Source organism: Nocardia sp. NPDC004718 (assembly GCF_053601535.1).
On the sequence record NZ_JBSGCA010000067.1, the window covers coordinates 13,647 to 29,830 of the forward strand.

Annotated in this window: 19 protein-coding genes and 4 pseudogenes; 11 read left to right on the forward strand and 12 right to left on the reverse strand. The window is 66.3% G+C overall.

Annotated features, from left to right (window positions below):
- Positions 1–33: 33 nt before the first annotated feature.
- From ACWEH3_RS31925 to ACWEH3_RS31940, 4 genes and pseudogenes are all read left to right on the forward strand, one after another.
- Positions 34–1,248 carry an MFS transporter gene (locus ACWEH3_RS31925; RefSeq protein WP_450024342.1) on the forward strand — a complete coding sequence of 405 codons (1,215 nt, stop codon included), beginning with the start codon at positions 34–36 and terminating at the stop codon, positions 1,246–1,248.
- Positions 1,232–1,891 carry a TetR/AcrR family transcriptional regulator gene (locus ACWEH3_RS31930; RefSeq protein ID WP_450024344.1) on the forward strand — a complete coding sequence of 220 codons (660 nt, stop codon included), beginning with the start codon at positions 1,232–1,234 and terminating at the stop codon, positions 1,889–1,891. Before ACWEH3_RS31925 ends, ACWEH3_RS31930 begins: the two co-directional genes overlap by 17 nt.
- Before the next feature lie 228 nt (positions 1,892–2,119).
- Positions 2,120–3,222, forward strand: a pseudogene (locus ACWEH3_RS31935) (DUF4158 domain-containing protein); the annotation flags it as partial.
- Positions 3,223–3,668: 446 nt separating this feature from the next.
- Positions 3,669–4,166, forward strand: a complete 498-nt coding sequence (locus ACWEH3_RS31940; RefSeq protein ID WP_450024380.1) for a GNAT family N-acetyltransferase — start codon at positions 3,669–3,671, stop codon at positions 4,164–4,166.
- A gap of 155 nt (positions 4,167–4,321) precedes the next feature.
- Here the strand turns inward: ACWEH3_RS31940 and ACWEH3_RS31945 are convergent.
- A pseudogene (locus ACWEH3_RS31945) lies at positions 4,322–4,756 on the reverse strand (Tn3 family transposase); the annotation flags it as partial.
- A gap of 22 nt (positions 4,757–4,778) precedes the next feature.
- Positions 4,779–5,141: a hypothetical protein gene (locus ACWEH3_RS31950; protein ID WP_450024346.1), complete on the reverse strand. Its 363-nt coding sequence runs from the start codon at positions 5,139–5,141 to the stop codon at positions 4,779–4,781.
- Between the two features lie 467 nt (positions 5,142–5,608).
- Here ACWEH3_RS31950 and ACWEH3_RS31955 point away from each other — a divergent pair, with 467 nt between their 5' ends.
- A complete protein-coding gene (locus ACWEH3_RS31955; protein ID WP_450024348.1) occupies positions 5,609–5,959 on the forward strand; it encodes a hypothetical protein in 351 nt (116 codons plus the stop codon).
- A gap of 37 nt (positions 5,960–5,996) precedes the next feature.
- Here ACWEH3_RS31955 and ACWEH3_RS31960 read toward each other — a convergent pair whose 3' ends face one another.
- Entirely contained in the window at positions 5,997–6,923 is a 927-nt protein-coding gene (locus tag ACWEH3_RS31960; protein ID WP_450024350.1) for a recombinase family protein, read from the reverse strand.
- A complete protein-coding gene (locus ACWEH3_RS31965) occupies positions 6,920–7,291 on the reverse strand; it encodes a hypothetical protein (protein ID WP_450024352.1) in 372 nt (123 codons plus the stop codon). The genes ACWEH3_RS31960 and ACWEH3_RS31965 overlap by 4 nt, the downstream gene beginning before the upstream one ends.
- Before the next feature lie 222 nt (positions 7,292–7,513).
- On the opposite strand from ACWEH3_RS31965, the gene ACWEH3_RS31970 reads away from it, so the two are divergent.
- The 4 genes from ACWEH3_RS31970 to ACWEH3_RS31985 all read left to right on the forward strand — a co-directional run bounded on the left by ACWEH3_RS31970 (position 7,514) and on the right by ACWEH3_RS31985 (position 9,360).
- A complete protein-coding gene (locus tag ACWEH3_RS31970; protein WP_450024354.1) occupies positions 7,514–7,993 on the forward strand; it encodes a hypothetical protein in 480 nt (159 codons plus the stop codon).
- Between the two features lie 80 nt (positions 7,994–8,073).
- Positions 8,074–8,679 (forward strand): hypothetical protein, encoded by a 606-nt coding sequence (locus ACWEH3_RS31975; RefSeq protein WP_450024356.1) that lies wholly within the window; start codon positions 8,074–8,076, stop codon positions 8,677–8,679.
- Between the two features lie 56 nt (positions 8,680–8,735).
- Complete coding sequence (locus ACWEH3_RS31980) at positions 8,736–9,029, forward strand: hypothetical protein (RefSeq protein WP_450024358.1); 294 nt, start codon at positions 8,736–8,738, stop codon at positions 9,027–9,029.
- An 88-nt stretch (positions 9,030–9,117) separates the two neighbouring features.
- Positions 9,118–9,360: a hypothetical protein gene (locus ACWEH3_RS31985; protein ID WP_450024360.1), complete on the forward strand. Its 243-nt coding sequence runs from the start codon at positions 9,118–9,120 to the stop codon at positions 9,358–9,360.
- 113 nt (positions 9,361–9,473) lie between these two features.
- Here the strand turns inward: ACWEH3_RS31985 and ACWEH3_RS31990 are convergent, their stop codons facing one another.
- Together ACWEH3_RS31990 and ACWEH3_RS31995 are read right to left on the reverse strand one after the other, a co-directional pair.
- Positions 9,474–10,088 (reverse strand): restriction endonuclease, encoded by a 615-nt coding sequence (locus tag ACWEH3_RS31990; protein WP_450024362.1) that lies wholly within the window; start codon positions 10,086–10,088, stop codon positions 9,474–9,476.
- 11 nt (positions 10,089–10,099) lie between these two features.
- Positions 10,100–11,053, reverse strand: a complete 954-nt coding sequence (locus ACWEH3_RS31995) for a hypothetical protein (protein ID WP_450024364.1) — start codon at positions 11,051–11,053, stop codon at positions 10,100–10,102.
- A 751-nt stretch (positions 11,054–11,804) separates the two neighbouring features.
- On the opposite strand from ACWEH3_RS31995, the gene ACWEH3_RS32000 reads away from it, so the two are divergent.
- Both ACWEH3_RS32000 and ACWEH3_RS32005 read left to right on the forward strand, forming a co-directional pair.
- Positions 11,805–12,179: a hypothetical protein gene (locus tag ACWEH3_RS32000; protein WP_450024366.1), complete on the forward strand. Its 375-nt coding sequence runs from the start codon at positions 11,805–11,807 to the stop codon at positions 12,177–12,179.
- On the forward strand, positions 12,176–12,442 hold the full coding sequence (locus ACWEH3_RS32005) for a hypothetical protein (RefSeq protein ID WP_450024368.1): 267 nt from the start codon (positions 12,176–12,178) through the stop codon (positions 12,440–12,442). Before ACWEH3_RS32000 ends, ACWEH3_RS32005 begins: the two co-directional genes overlap by 4 nt.
- 387 nt (positions 12,443–12,829) lie before the next feature.
- On the opposite strand, the gene ACWEH3_RS32010 is transcribed toward ACWEH3_RS32005, so the two are convergent.
- From ACWEH3_RS32010 to ACWEH3_RS32035, 6 genes and pseudogenes are all read right to left on the reverse strand, one after another.
- Positions 12,830–13,168, reverse strand: coding sequence for a hypothetical protein (locus tag ACWEH3_RS32010; RefSeq protein WP_450024370.1), 339 nt, complete (start codon positions 13,166–13,168; stop codon positions 12,830–12,832).
- Positions 13,169–13,281: 113 nt separating this feature from the next.
- A complete protein-coding gene (locus ACWEH3_RS32015) occupies positions 13,282–13,665 on the reverse strand; it encodes a DMT family transporter (protein ID WP_450024372.1) in 384 nt (127 codons plus the stop codon).
- Positions 13,666–13,696: 31 nt separating this feature from the next.
- Positions 13,697–14,017 (reverse strand): DMT family transporter, encoded by a 321-nt coding sequence (locus ACWEH3_RS32020; RefSeq protein ID WP_450024374.1) that lies wholly within the window; start codon positions 14,015–14,017, stop codon positions 13,697–13,699.
- 458 nt (positions 14,018–14,475) lie between these two features.
- Positions 14,476–14,958, reverse strand: coding sequence for a MarR family winged helix-turn-helix transcriptional regulator (locus ACWEH3_RS32025; RefSeq protein ID WP_450024376.1), 483 nt, complete (start codon positions 14,956–14,958; stop codon positions 14,476–14,478).
- A gap of 713 nt (positions 14,959–15,671) precedes the next feature.
- A pseudogene (locus ACWEH3_RS32030) lies at positions 15,672–15,959 on the reverse strand (transposase); the annotation flags it as partial.
- 7 nt (positions 15,960–15,966) lie between these two features.
- Positions 15,967–16,184: pseudogene (locus ACWEH3_RS32035) on the reverse strand (IS30 family transposase); the annotation flags it as partial.

Sequence of the window (16,184 nt, forward strand, 5' to 3'; positions counted from 1 at the left end):
AGAGCCCCCGGACCACCACCGAGGGACGTTCCCATGGCCAACCCCTACCGCGAGCTGTTCTCCGCGCGCGGCGCCCTGGCTTTCACCGCGGCCGGGTTCCTCGCCCGGACGCCACTGCCCATGACCGGGATCGGCATCATCACGATGCTGTCGCAACTGCGCGGCGAGTACGGGCTCGCGGGCGCGGTGTCCGCCGTCTTCACCCTGTCCACGGCCCTGTTGGGGCCGCAGGTCTCCCGGCTGGTCGACCGGCGCGGGCAGAGCCGGGTCCTGCTGCCCGCGGCCGGCGTCAGCGTCGTGGCCCTCGGCGTGCTGCTGCTGTGCGCCCACTACGACGCACCGACGTGGACCTTGTTCGTCTGCGCCGTACCCGCCGGGTGCATGCCCAACATGGCCGCGATGGTCCGGGCCCGCTGGTCGGAGCTGTACCGCGACTCGCCGCACCTGCACACCGCGTTCTCCTTCGAATCGGTGGTCGACGAGCTGACCTTCGTCGTCGGCCCCGCCCTGTCCGTCGCGCTGTCCACGACGGTCTTCCCCGAGGCGGGACCGGTCGTGGCCGTCGGACTGCTCGCCGTCGGCGTGCTGCTGTTCACCGCGCAGCGCCACACCGAGCCGCCGATCCACGACGCGGGCACGGCCTCCGCCTCGTCGGCGATCCGCAACCCGCGACTGGTCCTGCTGGTGCTGGTCCTCATCGCGGGCGGCACCATCGTGGGCACCGTGGACGTGATCAGCGTGGCCTTCGCCAACGAGCAGGGACACCCGGCCGCGGCCGGTCTGGTGGTGTCGGTGTACGCCGTCGGCTCGGCCGTCGCCGGCCTGGTGTTCGGCGGGCTGAAGCTCCGCGTCCCGCTGGACCGCCTGCTGGTCCTCGGCGTGCTGGGCACGGCGGTCACGACGGTGCCGTTGCTGCTCGTGTCCGACGTACTCGGGCTCGCCGTGACAGTGTTCTTCGCCGGCGTCTTCTTCGCGCCCACGATTATCGTCGTGATGGGACTGGTGGAGAAGATCGTCCCCGTCGCCCGGCTCACCGAGGGGATGACGTGGGCTATCACCGGGCTGAGCATCGGCGTCGCGCTCGGTGCGGCGGTCTCCGGCAGCGCCGTGGACACCCACGGCCCGCGCGGCGGTTTCGTCGTCGCGATCGTCGCGGGCGCGGTCGAGCTGGTCGTCGCGCTGTCGGGCCGGCGGACGCTGGCAGCGGTCTCCGGGCGGCCGGAGCTCGCGGGTGACGTCGCCGGGTGACCGACCCGCTATCGTCGTAGCGCCGGACACCGCACAGCGAGGTGGACACCTGAACGAGCCATCCACCGACGGGCGCAGGCTCAAGGGCGAGCGCCGCAAACAGGAGCTGATCGACGCCACGCTGCGCGTGGTGGCGCGGGACGGGTTGGCCGGCGTCAGCCACCGCACCGTCTCCCGGGAGGCGGGCCAGCCGGCCACGGCCGCGGCCTACTACTTCGCCGGCATCGACGACCTGCTCAACGCCGCCCTCACCGCGTGCATGGACCAGGACGCCGAGCGGATGCGCCGGCTCGCCGAGGCCGCCGACGGTGGCGCGGACAGCCTGCGCACGCTGGCCGAGCTGATGGCCGAGGTGGCCGCTCGACCGGACCGGCTGCTGGCGGAGTACGAGCTCTACCTGCTCGCCGCCCGCGACCGCGCGCTGCGCGGCCCCACGCACCGGTGGATGGCCGCCGTCGCCGACTTCGCCCGCCGCTACACCGCGGACCCGAACCTGGTGGACGTCGTCGTCGGCGCGGTCGACGGGCTGCTGCTGCAGGCCCTGCTCATCGACACCCCGCCGACGGCGGACCGGTTCGAGGCGATGCTGCGCACCCTGCTCCCGGGGCGGGACCGGCCGGGCGGCGGCTCGCGCGACGAATGACCCGTCACGGAGCCCCCGCGTCGACCCGCTCGGGTTCGGGGGCGGGGGTGGTCGTGAGGCGGCCGCGGCGGTGGAACCAGGGGTCGCCGTAGTATCGGCCGAATTTCGGGCGGATATGGCGTAGCGGGCTGGTAGAGCGGGGTTTTTGTGTTTGGGTGCGGGGTTGGGTGGTTGGTGCTTGGCTTGGCTGCCGATGAGGGTTGATCGGCGTGCTGGAGGTTGGGGTTCGTGGCGACGCGGGTGTTCGCGGATGAGGAGTTGGAGCGTCTGCGGGGGTTCCCGGAGATCAGCCGGGAGGAGTTGTTCCGGTTCTTCACGCTGACTCCAGCTGATCTGGCATTCGTGGATCCGGGCCGCGGCCGGGGTCCGGCGGATCGGTTGGGGCTGGCGGTCGCGTTGTGCACGTTGCCGTGGCTGGGGTTCGTGCCAGACCGGTTGACCACGGCACCGCCGGTGGCGGTGGCCCGGCTCGCCGGACAGCTTCGGGTGGATCCAGTGGAGATCGGCTCGTACGGCAAGCGCGCCAAGACCCGTACCGAGCATGTGCGGCTGGCCGCTCAGTATCTGGGCTGGCGGTCGGCCGGGATGCTGGAGTCGAAGGAGTTGGACGAGTTCCTGCTGGCGCGGGCGATGGAACACGATTCCCCACGCTGCTGTTCCGGCTGGGTTGCGAGTATTTGATCTCGGCGCGGGTGATTCGGCTGGGCCCGGTCACGGTGGTCGAACGAGTGGCACACGCCCGCCACCAGGCCCAGACCGAAACCTATGACCGGCTCGCGCACGAGTTCACCACCGAGCGGTGCACTGAGCTGGACGCGCTGCTGGTCACCGATCCCTCACTCGGGGTGTCGCGGTTGCGGTGGCTGTCGACCGGCCCGGTGGATGCGTCGGCGCAGGGGGTGAGGGCCGAGGTCGAAAGACTGGGGTTCCTGCGCGGGATGGGCGCGGACCGCCTCGATATGTCGGTGCTGCCCGCCGAGCGTCGCCGGTTCCTGGCCACGATGGGCCGCCGATTGACCCCGCAGGCCCTCGAGCGGCGAGAGCCACAGCGCCGGTATCCGATCCTGTTGACGGTGCTGGCGCAATCGGCGACCGACGTGCTCGATGAGGTGGTGTCGCTGTTCGATCAGGCGATCTCGGCGAAGTTCGGCCAGGCGGAGCGGCGCATGCGCCACGAGCTGGCCGAACGCGGCAAATCCGGCGAGGACCGCCAAACTCTGCTGGACGAGCTGCTTGCTATCGTCACCGATCCGCAGATCGGCGATGAGGAGATCGGTGGTCTGATCCGCGGTGACCGCATCGGGTGGGATCGGCTGCGGGCGGCGCTCGCGACTGAAACCACCACGAACGAACCCACCGGCAACGCACCCTCAGCGATAGCCGACGAGAGTTCCCGGACGCTCACTCAGAAGTATCTCGCACAAGGGGCGGGTTTCGAGAGGAGTTTTGCGAATAGTGGCCTGCGGGTTCGGTGGTCGATCCGGGGCTGTCGCAGAACTCTCGCATCCGAACGTTTGTGAGAATGCGTGTCGCCACCTTGGCTACGCTGGTTGGATCGTGACGTCGGCCATCGGTGAAGTTTGACGCCATCGGCGAGCATCCGGCGCGCGCCTGGGTGTGTCCGGCGAACGCACTCAATTGCATGGCGGGATGCCGGGAAGGGGTACGGGCTCGGTATTCGGGTGCGCGAGCCGTGGACATCTGGGACGTTTGCCGGATGTCTCACCATCGGGTTGTCCCTTCGGATCAAGGCCGTCCTATTCCGCGGGTGCGCATAGTGCACTTGAACCGCGCGACGTTCGAGGCGCTCGCCGAAGGCGACCTTGCGGCGGCGAACACGGCCAGCCCGGTTCCTCTGACAGTTCACTTCGCGGGACCGGACTGGCGACGGCTGTGGCGGATGCGTAGCGCACAAGTCCAGAAGGAACCGGCCAGCGCGGGGTGGGTCACCGGCGTCATCTGGGACGAACAGGAGCAACTGGCGGTGGGCAGGGCTGGCTTTCACGGGCTTCCCGACGGATCGGGGATGGTGGAAATCGGTTACGCCGTCAACCCCGGGTACCGGCGACGTGGTTATGCGCGCGCAGCGCTGGAGTCCTTGTTGCGGCGCGCTGCTCGAGAGCCGCGGGTCACAACGGTTCGGGTCAGCATCAGCCCCGACAACCTGGCCTCGTATCGGTTGGCATCGCAGTACGGCTTCGTCGAGGTGGGACAGCAATGCGACGACGAGGACGGGCTCGAGATCATCTACGAGGTCGCTGCGGATAATTTGTAGGCCTCCGCGGCGCTCGCCCATGCTGCCGGGCGGGCAGTTCGGCCGCCTGGCCGACATGCTGGCGATAGGCAGCCCGAGTGAGCTGTAATAGCCGCCATAGCGCGCGGTTCGAAAGGCCACAGCTGGATGTCAAGCAGGGCCGGTGATGTCAGATATCAGAACAGTGTGTCGCGCATTCGTAGGGGTCGATAGCCGGTCGGCCCGAGCTGCGCCAGCTCGGCGTCGATGTCGACCTCGATAGCGCCGAAGAAGTTGATGTTCTCGCTGTGCGCCGGAGACACGTGGGCCAGCACCTCGTCATCCACCCGGCGGCCCTGGCGCCGCATCTGTTCCACCGCGAGCCCGTAATACTCTGTCGTCCAGGCGATTACGGCATTGGTCGCCAGTGTCAGGCACCACATTTGTTCTGTTTGGTCCTCCAGATGCCGCGACCGGACCGTACCCTCGTGCGCGTAGAAACAGGGGCGAGTCGGTCCACGCGCTTAGCGAGCGGCGTAGATCGTACGACGTAAGGCCCCGTACTCCTTCAACGCCGCAGCCAGCGCGTTTTGCCGCCCCGACGCCGACAACTTCCCGACCAGCAGCGATGAACCCGGGGGCCGCTGCGTGCGGTCAGGGGCAGGACGCCTGGAACGGGAAGCACGACTGCGGCGCGGCGACCGTGGGCCGGACCAGTTGCGGCGCAACCGCGGGCGCGGGGGTCGAATGTGGCACTGGTGTGGTGTCGTTCGGCCGGCTGGGAGCGTGGGCGTGGGTGAGGGTCAGCACGACCAGCAGGAAGACCACACCACCCAGGACCAGCGCGCCGACCAACAGGATCGGATCGGCAGACCCACTGCGGTGGCCGTGAAAGTAGATGGACCGCCGCCGCGGGCGGGGTGCGGGCCGGTCGGTGAAACGCCCGTACCCGCGCACCGTGTGCCCGCCCAATTTGCGTCCCCTGCGGCCGGTCCCCCGGACAGCCTCATACCCCATCCCGGAAGTATCCCAGCGGGCCACCGCACGCGCGGGAGCATTCGCGATCAGCTCGCGCTACCGCTCACCTTCCAGACATCCAGGTGGACGTCCTCCCCTTCCACCCCGTCCCCCGGACGCGTCCACCCTGCCCCTGGAAACTTCCACCCTGTCCTCCGGATGGGGGTGGAAGGCCCGGGGCCTGGAAACGGACCGACCGAGCCACTTTCGCGCGGAAATTCATGGTGCAATGGGTGTGCCAACGTATACCCCATAGGGGTATTAAGGGTGGTCGGTCTCGAGTTGGATCGGACGGACCACCTGCCGTCTGCCGGGTCGTGACCTCGCAGGATTCCGGTTTTCGACACGAATCCGTGAGAGCGTGAGGTGCGGGACTGGCCTAGCCCGACCACCTGGAGGCAAGCCTCCCCGCTGAGGGAGGCGCGGCAGCCCTGTTCGCGGCGGCGGGCGAGGAGCACACTCGGGATATGGGTGCGGGCGAGGACGCCGCGCTGCGCGGTGAGCTGATCGGCCAGCTCGCCGCCGCGCTCGACGGTCTGGTGCGCCAGGCCGAGCGCGAACGCGGCACCCGCCCCGAAGCTGATGCGGAGTGGTTCGACCTGCTGCTGGCCGAGCTGCGGCCGATGGCCGAGCAGGCTCACGACCTCGAGGCGGCCCGAACCATCCGCGATATCGTCGCCCGGCACGGGTCCGGGCCGTGGCCGGCGGAGGACCTCGCCGCCATCGCGGGCGAGGATCTGGCGACGGTGCGCCGGATCCTGGACGCACTCACCGAATCGGGGGTGGCGTGGCCAGAGCCCGGCGAAACCGGGCGCTGACCGCCGGTAATGCTCACTCGCCTCTTGGTTCCGGTTGTCAGAGTGGAATGCATTCGCGGAGTTTGCCTTTGACGGGCAGACGCCACTCACCGAGCTGCAGGTGCGCACCGAACAGGGTGGCGACCTCGGTGTCGGACAGTGGCGGGCCGACGGGGACGTCCCAGTACCCGCGGTCGTCTGCCTGCCAATGGCCGTCCGGGTCGACGGCGCGAACTCGTTTCACGTAGCCGTCGACGACGTAGACGAGCGCTTTGAGGTGCCGACGGCGAGTGTCGGCGATCGGCCACCATTTGCGGTCGGCTTCGAGTTGTACCCGTTCGGAGGCGTTGGTCTCGCCGTAGCGACGATTGCCCGAGTCGACTTTCGTCTTGCTGTTGCGGTAGATGAGCAGTGCGCAGTCGGTGTTGGGCGCGGCCAGCTTGCGGTAGAGGGTGGAGCGGCCGACACCGAACATGTCGGCGATCTCGGCGATGGTGTGGGTGTCCTCGTCGTACATCCGCTGGGCCTGGTCGAGCTGGGCCTGGGTCAGGACCGTCGGTCGGCCACCGACCCGGCCGCGGGCCTTGGCGGCGGCCAGGCCGTCGAGGGTGCCCTCGACGATCATCTCCCGGTCGTATTCGGCCAGGGCGGCGAGGAAGTGGAAGATCAGCCGCCCACCGGGGGTGGAGGTATCGATGCCCTGTTCGAGCACGAGCAGGTCGATGTCGTTGTCGCCGAACCACCGCACCAGGTCGAGCAGGTCCTGGTGGCTGCGGCCTAGGCGCCGTAGCCGTGTCACCACCACTTCGTCGCCAGCGACGAGCTTCGCGCGCAAGGCGTCGAGTTTGGGGCGGGAGGCCAGCTTGCCGCTGATCTTTTCGATGAACATGTCCTCATCGGCGATCCCAGCGGCTCGCAATGCGTCGACCTGATGATCGGTGCTCTGGTCTCGGGTCGACACCCGGCCGTAGCCGTAGCGGGTCATATCAGCGTTCCCTGCTCGCCGACCGGCTCCAGGTAGCGCCACTCGATGCGGGTGACCACGCTCTCGGGCGTGCAGCCCTTGTGTGAATCACAGAAGAAGTCGATGAACTGTGCCGGGGTCATCTCCGGGAAGCCCTCGGACTGAACATCCTTCGGCGTGATCGTGTCGAGTTGCTCGCGCCGGACGGAGACGACCTCCACATCGACGATGCGTACGAGCGGCTCGCCGCGGCGGCGGCCCATGACCTTGCGGCACAGGGTCAATCGGTCACCGACGTGCAGATCACGCCAGCCCTTGCGACGGGTGACGGTCTTCTTTCGGGCATGTACCTGTGGCTCGGTCAGCGCTACCGACATCAGTCTCGGCACAGCAATCTCCTCCAAGGGTCTCTATACCTTGGCGGGCCGTTTATGATCCGATGATATAGAGACTGAATTTAGAGACTCATTCTACCTGGGAGACGCTGCTTCAGTCTATCGGTCTCCAAAACGTCGTTTTAGAGATCGATACGGTATGTCGACTCGCTCCGGTACGTTGTGCCGAGCCGCTCGAGCGGCTGTTCTTCGCTGAAAGTGGGAGGTAGGCAGGAATTGGAACCGCTGACATTGATCGCAACCGCGGTGGCGCTGGGCGCGTCCGAGGGCGCGCGTGAAGCCGGAAAGAAGGTCGTAGTCGACCTGTATGGGGGACTGAAGGCGCTGATCACTCGCCGGTACGAAGTGGTGGAGGCCGAGGTCGTGGGGGTGGAATCTGAGCCGGAGGAGCCCCTGCGGCGGCAGTTGCTGGCCAAGAAACTCGGTCAGGCCGGCGCCGGAGACGACGAGGAGCTGCGGGGGCTGGCCGAGGAGCTGCTGCGGCAGATCGCCGAGAACGCTCCTGAAGCCGCGGAGACCATCGGTGTGACACTGACTCGGCTGGAAGCGGGCGGCGATATCGAGATCACCGATGTCGCGGTCCTGGGTGGTAGCGGAGTTACGGCCACCGATGTGTCGGCCGCCGGGGACGTGCGGATTTCGGGCGTGCGGGCGGTCGGCCAGGAGCCGCCTCACCCTCCCTTGGCGCGGCGGTAGACGGGACCGCCGCGCCTTTCAATCTGACCAATCACGCTGCAGGCAACAGCGCCGGGCGCGACAACGTCTTCAACAACACCGTGCACCTCAACGGCGTCTCGGCAGAGCTCTCCAACCGGATCCGGGCCGTCGACGCTTCGGTGACAGCCTTTTCCCTGGATAAGAAACTCTGGGCAGTCAAGGTGCAGAACGGAAGCGGTGGCCCGATCACCGATCTCGAAGTCGACGTCTACCCCGTCGACTCCACGGGGAACCGGACCACCGAAGAATGCGTGATCGCCAAAGAGCACCTGTCGATTGCCGATTTCGTCGAGGAGATCACCCGGCAAAGCGCCCAGGGCAGCGCCAGAACACTCACCGGACGAATGCAGGCGCAGCAAGCCGCTATGGAAGCCATCCTCGGGCCTGGTGGGCGGATATTCAGCGGACTCGGGCCAGGCGGGATACAGGGCTTCGCGGGCGTGTACGAAAAACTCTTCCCCCAGGTAGCGGCACCGCTCCTGCAGGGGATCACCGCGTCGATCATGAGGGACGCCTTTCCCGCGGTGCTGCTCGCCGAGGGCGACGCCACCGTGGTGTACCACGCGCCCACTGCCGTCCAGATCCACGCGGATATCCGATTCACGGACGAGTACAGCAACAAGTGGTTCCGAGGCCACGGCCGATCCCCCCAGCGAGTCGAGTAGACGTTTTCCAACGAGCCAGGGGTGCGGTGTCAGCGCGTGTCTTTATGGTTGGCCGTATGACCGACATCGCGCCCCTGGCTGCCTCTACGCGCGCGGTGTTCGGTGACCCTGGTGTGCACGCGGTCGTCCGGTCCGGACGTACCGTGCACGCGGTCAGCCTCGGCCAGTGGGTCGGCAACGAGGAAGTACCGGAGTTGTTGTGCCACACCGGCGTGGCCGGATGGTCTCCCACCGCGCTGGAACCGACTCGGGCGGAAGTCACCTGCGCCCGGTGCCTGCGCAAAATCGGCGGATCCACCTTTCCAGCACACCAGCTTCCGCTATTCGACGACGAACGCCCAGACGGATAGCGGAGTCCGACTGCTTCGATAGAGTGCTGCGGTCGGGGCGGGCAGGGGATCGAGTACAGGTCAGACGATTTCACGAAGGGATAGACCGATGGCGGCACTTTGGCCGGAGCACGACCCCGAGGGGATGAACGGTCCCGACGAGATGCGGGGTGAAGCGGTGCTGAGGGCGTTCGGCGAAGAGGTCAAGGCAGGCCGGAAACACTTCACCGCACAGGAGGTTTACGCGATCCTCGGCGGCGTGATCGTCGATCTGGAGGGGCGCATGGTTCAGATGCAGCGGCGCCTGAACGAGCTCGGTGAACGTCGGACCGAGGCTCCCAGCGAGCAGTAGGCGACGGCGGGAGAGCGTCCTGGAGACAGTTTCAGCGCGGCGGCTTAGCATGACTTTTCTCCCGGATGCCTCTCAACCCCGATAGCCCCTGCGCTGAAGCCTCGCCGACGGGCTCAGTTCCAGGGGGTCGGGCCGGTCTGCGATTCCCACGCTGCGAGCGCTTTCGCTGGCATGAGCTGGATCTTGGCCTTGGCCGCGTACGCGCAGGCTTGCGGGGTGAACGCATGGGCGGTGGTCACGACGGCCGCTACGTCGGCGCCGTGGATGGTGTGGGCGGTTCCGCCGAACCGCTGCAGGTCTTGGCTGTCCACGCTGCGGTCGTTGCGGTATCGCTTGGCCTGCAACACGACTCGGCGGCCATCCGGGGCCCGCGCGATGACGTCGGCACCCAGATCGCCGGATCCGCCGACGACCCGGACATCGGTGCAGCCATCCCGTCTGCAGAACGCGGCCAGTGCTTCCTCGAACTCGGAGGGACTCAGCGAGTTCTGGCGTAGCGCCGCCAGGACACGAGCGTCATCGCGAGCACGTACCCGGCGGCGATGCCACACCGCGAGCCCGGCGGCGACAGCAGCGATGGCCAGCGCACACAACCCAGCGGAAGCCAGTACCACAGCCTGGCGTTGGGCTGCGTGCGCGACCTTGGGCGCCACCACCAGCGCGGCGATGGCGGCCATGAACATCAATGCCGCCGCATCCGTTCCGCGGCGACTACGTCGTCTTCCCATCCCGGTGCCCCTCAGCAGCCTTGCTGGAAGGGGTAGCAGCCGGCCGGGAACCGTGGCGGGGCAGGTGCTGCGATCGGTGCAGGTACTTCCTCCGCCTGCGTCTGGACCGGCGGGTCGGGTGGTGCGAGCAGTGGCGCCGATGTCACTTGGGTAGTGTCCACGGGCCGGGCGTCGGGGTGGCCCGGATGGATGACCCCAGCCAGCACGCTCGCCGATACCGCGACTGCGGCCACCACAGCCGCTATCGCCCGCCTGCTCGGCCTGCCCGGCGAGATGCCCTGCACCTCGCCGGAAAGGGACGAGGGCGGCACGGAAGCGGCGGGTGCGCGCCCCAGATCGTGGAACCGGTCCGCGGCAGGTACCACCGTGCGCGACACTGGCGGTTCGGCGGGCACGGGGGTCGGTGGTGGAACAGGCCGGGGCGTCGGCGGCTGGACAACCTTCAGCCTGGGCGGCTTCACGGATTGCGCGGGCGAAGGCGGCGGGTCGCCGGGCAGTCGGATCTGGCCAGCGGTGATGATCACTTGATCGATCCAGATGGTTTCGTTCCGGATCAGGGTGCTGCGGCCCGCCCGATACCAGTCGCTGTGGCTGTTGCGGCCACCGTGGTGCTCGCCGCCGCACTTGCAGACGCAGTCCCAGACCGAGTTCGGGTTCGCGTCCAGGCACTTGTCATCACACTTCACGGTCGTGGAGATTTCGAGCCGCATCTTGACCGAACCGTACTCATCGGCCATCGCCTGAACCAGCCGCAGCAGGTGCGCTGAGTTGAGCCGCCACACCGTGACGCCGCGATGCTGCAGCCGACCGAGTGTGATCCTCTGGCCGAGAACCCTTTTGAGCCAGTACTCACCCCGGGCGTAGCGGTCGTCGGGCAGGTAGGCGAAAAGCTCGGTCTTGGTCTTGACTCCGGGCACGTTGGTTCCGGGCACGATCGCGCGTTCTACCCAGGCGCGAGCCGACATCTGTGGTCCCCCTTTAGTTTTCGGCGTCTATCGCCGGGGTTGGGCATGGATTTCGGCTCAGTGTGAAGAAGGGGACCGACAGCATCGGCGCTGATCATGACGACAGCCGTGACACTGTCACGGCTATGCGTCATGATCACGAACTTTTTTCGCGCTTGCGGTGGCGGTAGTCGCGTTGCCTGCAGGTCGGTGAGCAGTGGCGGGCATCGGCGCGAAGGTCCCGGCCACCCGGGTAGATCCACCAGCCACAGCCGGGACAAACGATCCCCGCGCTCGGCTCCTCCCCGGCGACACTGCACTGGCCGGCGGCGAGCACCCGCTCATACACCGCACCGAACCTCTTACGGGCTCGATAAGCGCGGGCTACACACGCAGGCGAGCAGTAGCGGCGGCGCGGATTGGCGTCGCGAGGAAGAGCCGTCCGACATGCAGGACATCGACGGCGTGAGCGTCGGCCCATCCTTCGATTGTCGCGACCACAAACCTGATCCGGTTCACTTACCGGTGTTGAGAATCGATCGGTTCTCGACATCCCGCAGGGGTTTCATCCGGAATGGGTGATCCCTGGCCCCAGAGGTGCTCATAACCTGTGATTTGAGCGCCGCGTAGAGGTGGGAGCCACTGGCCGGGTCTGCCGTGTGCACTGACCCTCGGTCGGCTCACCGCGACACGGCTCCGGGGAGTCCTGTGTGATCTGGCCGGGTTCGTGTCATCGACTGCCAGGCCAGTGCACGATCTCGTTGGAGGGGAAATGACCAGAACCGATCCACAGGAATTCTCCACTCTGCTCGACACCATCGCCCAGCGCCACAGCGCCGGCGACGGCACAGTTTCGGTGGAGTCCTCCACGCACATCCCCGAGGTCAGAGCGGCGAATGTTCCGCAGGAGGTCAAAGATGCCGTTCAACCGGCCGAGACCGGCATGCTGAAGCAGCTGCGCCACACCGGCGACGTCGCGTACACGGACGCTCAGCGCGTCCTCGCCGGTGACATCTCAGGCGAGCAGTTCGAGGACCTGATCAATCAACTGATGCAAAGCGCCCAAACCCAGTTCATTCAGCAGCAGGACTCGACCACGGCAGCACTCAAAGCCTCGGCAGCCAGCACCCCGACTGGCAAGGGGTGATCGTTTCCGTATTCGAAGCGGTCACCAATCTGCAGCTCAACCTGCTGGCAGACGAATTCGACTTCCTCCAATCGCTGATATCGAAGACGCCCCAGCAGGCAGGCCAGGTGAACGGGTTCTTCAGTGCCTTGATGCTTCGCCTCGAGGACGGGTGGAGACAGACCGATGGGCCGAGTGACTACCGGCTCGTAAAACACCGGCAGGAAAGCCGGGGCGGTTCACTCGGTGCGCAACCGGCGGTTGTGCACACAGTCGCGAGTTAGCATCCGATGCAATTGGCGGCGCTTTAGTAATCGCGCGGAAAACAACGACAATGGGTTGACCAGCGGTTATGTCGGCGAATTGGCTGCGCTCAGAACCACACCCGGGTTGCGCCGGGCCGTTCCCGACTCCAACTCGCAAGGGTCGCCAACTGGCTGATGATCTGATCGACCGGTGGACGCTGGTAGGCGATGAAGCCGGTTGGTCAGGCCCTAGCTGAGTTCGGTATGGGTTAGAGCCAGTACGGTGGCTGTCGTGCTGGATCGTCGAGTACCGCCACCCGGAAGTAGAGCCCGGATTGTTTCGCTGCCGGTCGCCGCCCCGAAGGAGGCAGGGAGTCCCGGCCCCCGGCAAGGATCGATCCAGTGTGGCTGTAGGGAATAGGTGACTCAGACGATCGGAGCCTTTCCTGAAGCCACGTCGGCGGCGTAGCCGGGGTAGGCGGGTACGTACCCGGCTTCGCGTCCAGCGAGGGCGTGCAGTTCGCCGTCGGCGTCGGGATCGTAGGCCGCGCTGCGGAGTTCGACTTTGCGGTTCTTGAACGTCGAGGTGTGGTTCAGTTCGTCGACGACGCGCACGAACAACGGCACGGCGTAGGCCGGCAGCCGACGAAAGCTATATATGGATGAATCCGCGACTGCTGCTGCGGCGGCCAGCGAGCTGTGCGACTCCTTGAGCCTGGAACCGTCCGCGAGCGCGGGTGCGTCAGATGAGAAGGCATCGTTCAATGTTCGGACTGAGCGTGTTCGGACCACGGAACCAGACGAACCCCGCGCCGCTGACCGTCGCGGGATTTCGTCTTCAATTACGGGGATCCAGGCTGAGATCGATTGTTGTTTGCTCAGTTCGCCGCCCGCGCCCTGACCCCGAGCTTGGGACTGTCGGCGAGTTTGAGCCAGACGACGCCTGCGATGATGACGGCGAGCCAGAACGCCTTGGTCAGGGTGAGGGTCTCGTCGAAGAACACGGGGCCGAGGACGGCCGCGCCGACGGAGCCGATTCCAGCCCAGACGGCGTAACCGATGCCGACGTCGATCTTCCTTAAAGCGGCGCTGAGGAAGAACAGCGTAAACAGGAAGAAGACGACTGCGGCGGCCGACCACAGCGGGTTGGTGAACCCGGCGCTACCGTTGACGCTCAGTGCGTAGCCGACCTCGAAGGTACCGGCGACGAGCAACGCGATCCACGCACCACCCTTGCTTTGCGTGGGAGTCTGTGAGCTCATGTAAGAAGCCTTTCGGTGAGTGGGGCGAGTTTTAGAGGGATCCGGCGAGGTTGAGGCCGATGACGCCGGTGATGACGATGGCGATGCCAAGCGCCTTCTTCCAGGTCAGCTTCTGCGACAGGAACAGTGCGCCGAGGATGACGATCCCGACGCCGGCGAGGGAGGTCCAGAGGGCGTAGCCGACGCCGACGTCGAAGGTGAGCAGGGCAAGGCTGAGGAAGAGGGTTCCAGCGGCACCGGTTGCGAGGGTGGCGATTGTCCACCAAAGATGTTTGAAGCCGTTGGCCTTGCCTGCGGCGATGCCGACGGCGATCTCGAAGATGACTGCGATGGCCAGGTAGAGCCAGCTCATGATGCTGTGTTTCCTTTCGATACGGTGCCCGGTGGCGTGAGCGCGTGACCGGAGAGATGCAGATGGAGGTAGCTGGTGAACGGCTCTGCGCCGCGTGGGGCGGCCAGAGGCCAGAAGAGGCTTGCGCGTGTCGTGTCGGCGATGCCGAAGTCGGGTAGCTCGCTCGGTAGTCGAAGCCGAGGCCTCGGACCCGGTCGCGGTCGATGGCGACGTAGACCTGCTCGATGCCGTGGTCGATCGCGTACCGGTAGCACAGTCCGCACGGCTCGCCGGTCGCCAGCAACACGCATCCAGCGAGTGTGTGGGGCAATTCGAACGGGCGGATCGTCACCTTCACATCACGCTCGCGCCCGAGCTCCTCGATCGCTGGCTCCACGAGGAAGCAGACCGGGCAGAGGAGTCGACCAACACGTCAACGTGAATGGTCGTGAGAATCCGCCTATCCTATATTTGCATGTTCATGCATTTATGTGCGGTGGAGGGGTCCGCTCGAGACGTCGCGGAGAGTTGCGACCCACGACCTCGGCCACGCCTGCCAGGGCGGCGGCGATCAAGCTGGGGTTTATGTGTGGGATGGAGGCCGACGGAGCGCTGAGCAGTTCGGCGACCCGCGTCTGGTAGGGGTTGCACACCTCGCGAAGGAGCCTCTCGCCCGACTCGTCGATCACGGCGTACACGCCGCGGCCGTCGTCGGAGCAGATATCTCGATGCGCAAGCCCTTTCGCCTCGAGGCGGCTCACCAGCCGAGTCGTCGAGCTCTGAGTGAGGCCGACCCGCTGAGCGAGGTCGTTGACGCGCAGCTCCTTGTCGGAAGCCCGACTCAGCAGAGTCAGTGCGCGGTACTCGGTTAGTCCGATTCGATAGCCAGTCGCGAGCCACTTGTCCAGGCTCGCGTCGATCACAGAAGCGAAGGCCGCGACCTGTGACCATGCCGCGCCCACGCTGGCGACCTCGCAATTTAACTGCATGTGCATGCAATTAAAGTAGCACGTTGTGGGCCTATGTCAAAAGATGCTGTGCCTCACAGTCAGTCTCGATCGTGTTGGCCCGCCGACCTTCTCATCTCCGCCGGGCCGGTAGCGGTCAGCGGCTGTGGTCGCTGGATGCGTAGCGGTTCCAGGTGCCGCCGGCGTGGTCGTGGTGCCGGTGAGCGGTGGTGTAGTGGATGCCGAGGGCGTCGGCTATGACCGGTGCGGGTGCTTGCAGGACCAGTTGGCGCAGGGCGGAGACCCGGCCGGTGATGGTGGGGACGCCGTTCTTGGCGGACTGCTGGCCGAGGGGTTTCGGGTCGGAGTGGTTGGCTGGCGCGGCGGCCTGGAAACAGCCAGAGGGAGTTCGGGTTCGTCGCGGTCCGCATGTTCGTGCGCTGGTCGATCAGGTCGAGGACCAGGTCGACGAACGGCACGGGAATTGGTGTCGGTGGTTCCCGAATCGATCGAGACACCATCGTCGCTGGCGATGACGTCTTCGGTAGTGAGCCTGATTATTCTACAGCCCATCCGTCTACGATCACCCTTACCGCTGTAATTCACAGCCGTGCTCGTCACGGGCCACCTCGCCCGTTTTCACCATGTCCGTCATGGTCTTGATGTCGTCGGTCATGTAACGGTCGTCGTTGGGATGTCCCGGGTAAGTGTCCGCCGGGTTGCGAGAGTCAGGACACTGATTGTAGGTGCCGGTCGGCCTTTTCGAACTCGGCCGGGGTAAGCCAGCCGATGCTGGAGTGGCGGCGTTGCCTGTTGTGGAAGATCTCGATGTAGTCGAAGATCGCGTTGGCCAGCTCGGTGCGGGTCTTCCATTTCTTGCGGTCGAGTAGCTCGATTTGCATTCTGCTCCAGAAAGATTCGATCATCGCATTGTCGTAGCCGTCACCTATGGTGCCCATCGATCCGATTAAGCCGGCCTCGGTGATGCGACGGCTGAAGGCCCATGAGGTGAATTGGCCGTATTCAATCGGTCGTCGCAACACCGGTTTGTTGGAGCGATCGTAGCTGCTCGGTGAAGGCTTCAGCGGGCGTCTTCCAGCCGAGGCTTTTGCGGGGTCGGGAGTTGAGCGTGTGCGCGATAGCAGCGTAGACCTCGACGCCGGTGCGGGCGGTGAACCGTGCGTGGTCGGACAATTCCTTGCCCCGGTCCCAGGTCAGCGATCGACGCAGCGGCGGCGGCA

Coding starts and splice junctions, on each gene's coding strand:
- ACWEH3_RS31925 (WP_450024342.1), top strand. CDS start 34: ATGGCCAACCCCTACCGCGAGCTGTTCTCCGCGCGCGGCGCCCTGGCT.
- ACWEH3_RS31950 (WP_450024346.1), bottom strand. CDS start 5,141: ATGGGGTATGAGGCTGTCCGGGGGACCGGCCGCAGGGGACGCAAATTG.
- ACWEH3_RS31955 (WP_450024348.1), top strand. CDS start 5,609: ATGGGTGCGGGCGAGGACGCCGCGCTGCGCGGTGAGCTGATCGGCCAG.
- ACWEH3_RS31960 (WP_450024350.1), bottom strand. CDS start 6,923: ATGACCCGCTACGGCTACGGCCGGGTGTCGACCCGAGACCAGAGCACC.
- ACWEH3_RS31980 (WP_450024358.1), top strand. CDS start 8,736: ATGACCGACATCGCGCCCCTGGCTGCCTCTACGCGCGCGGTGTTCGGT.
- ACWEH3_RS31985 (WP_450024360.1), top strand. CDS start 9,118: ATGGCGGCACTTTGGCCGGAGCACGACCCCGAGGGGATGAACGGTCCC.
- ACWEH3_RS31990 (WP_450024362.1), bottom strand. CDS start 10,088: ATGGGAAGACGACGTAGTCGCCGCGGAACGGATGCGGCGGCATTGATG.
- ACWEH3_RS31995 (WP_450024364.1), bottom strand. CDS start 11,053: ATGTCGGCTCGCGCCTGGGTAGAACGCGCGATCGTGCCCGGAACCAAC.
- ACWEH3_RS32000 (WP_450024366.1), top strand. CDS start 11,805: ATGACCAGAACCGATCCACAGGAATTCTCCACTCTGCTCGACACCATC.
- ACWEH3_RS32015 (WP_450024372.1), bottom strand. CDS start 13,665: ATGAGCTCACAGACTCCCACGCAAAGCAAGGGTGGTGCGTGGATCGCG.
- ACWEH3_RS32020 (WP_450024374.1), bottom strand. CDS start 14,017: ATGAGCTGGCTCTACCTGGCCATCGCAGTCATCTTCGAGATCGCCGTC.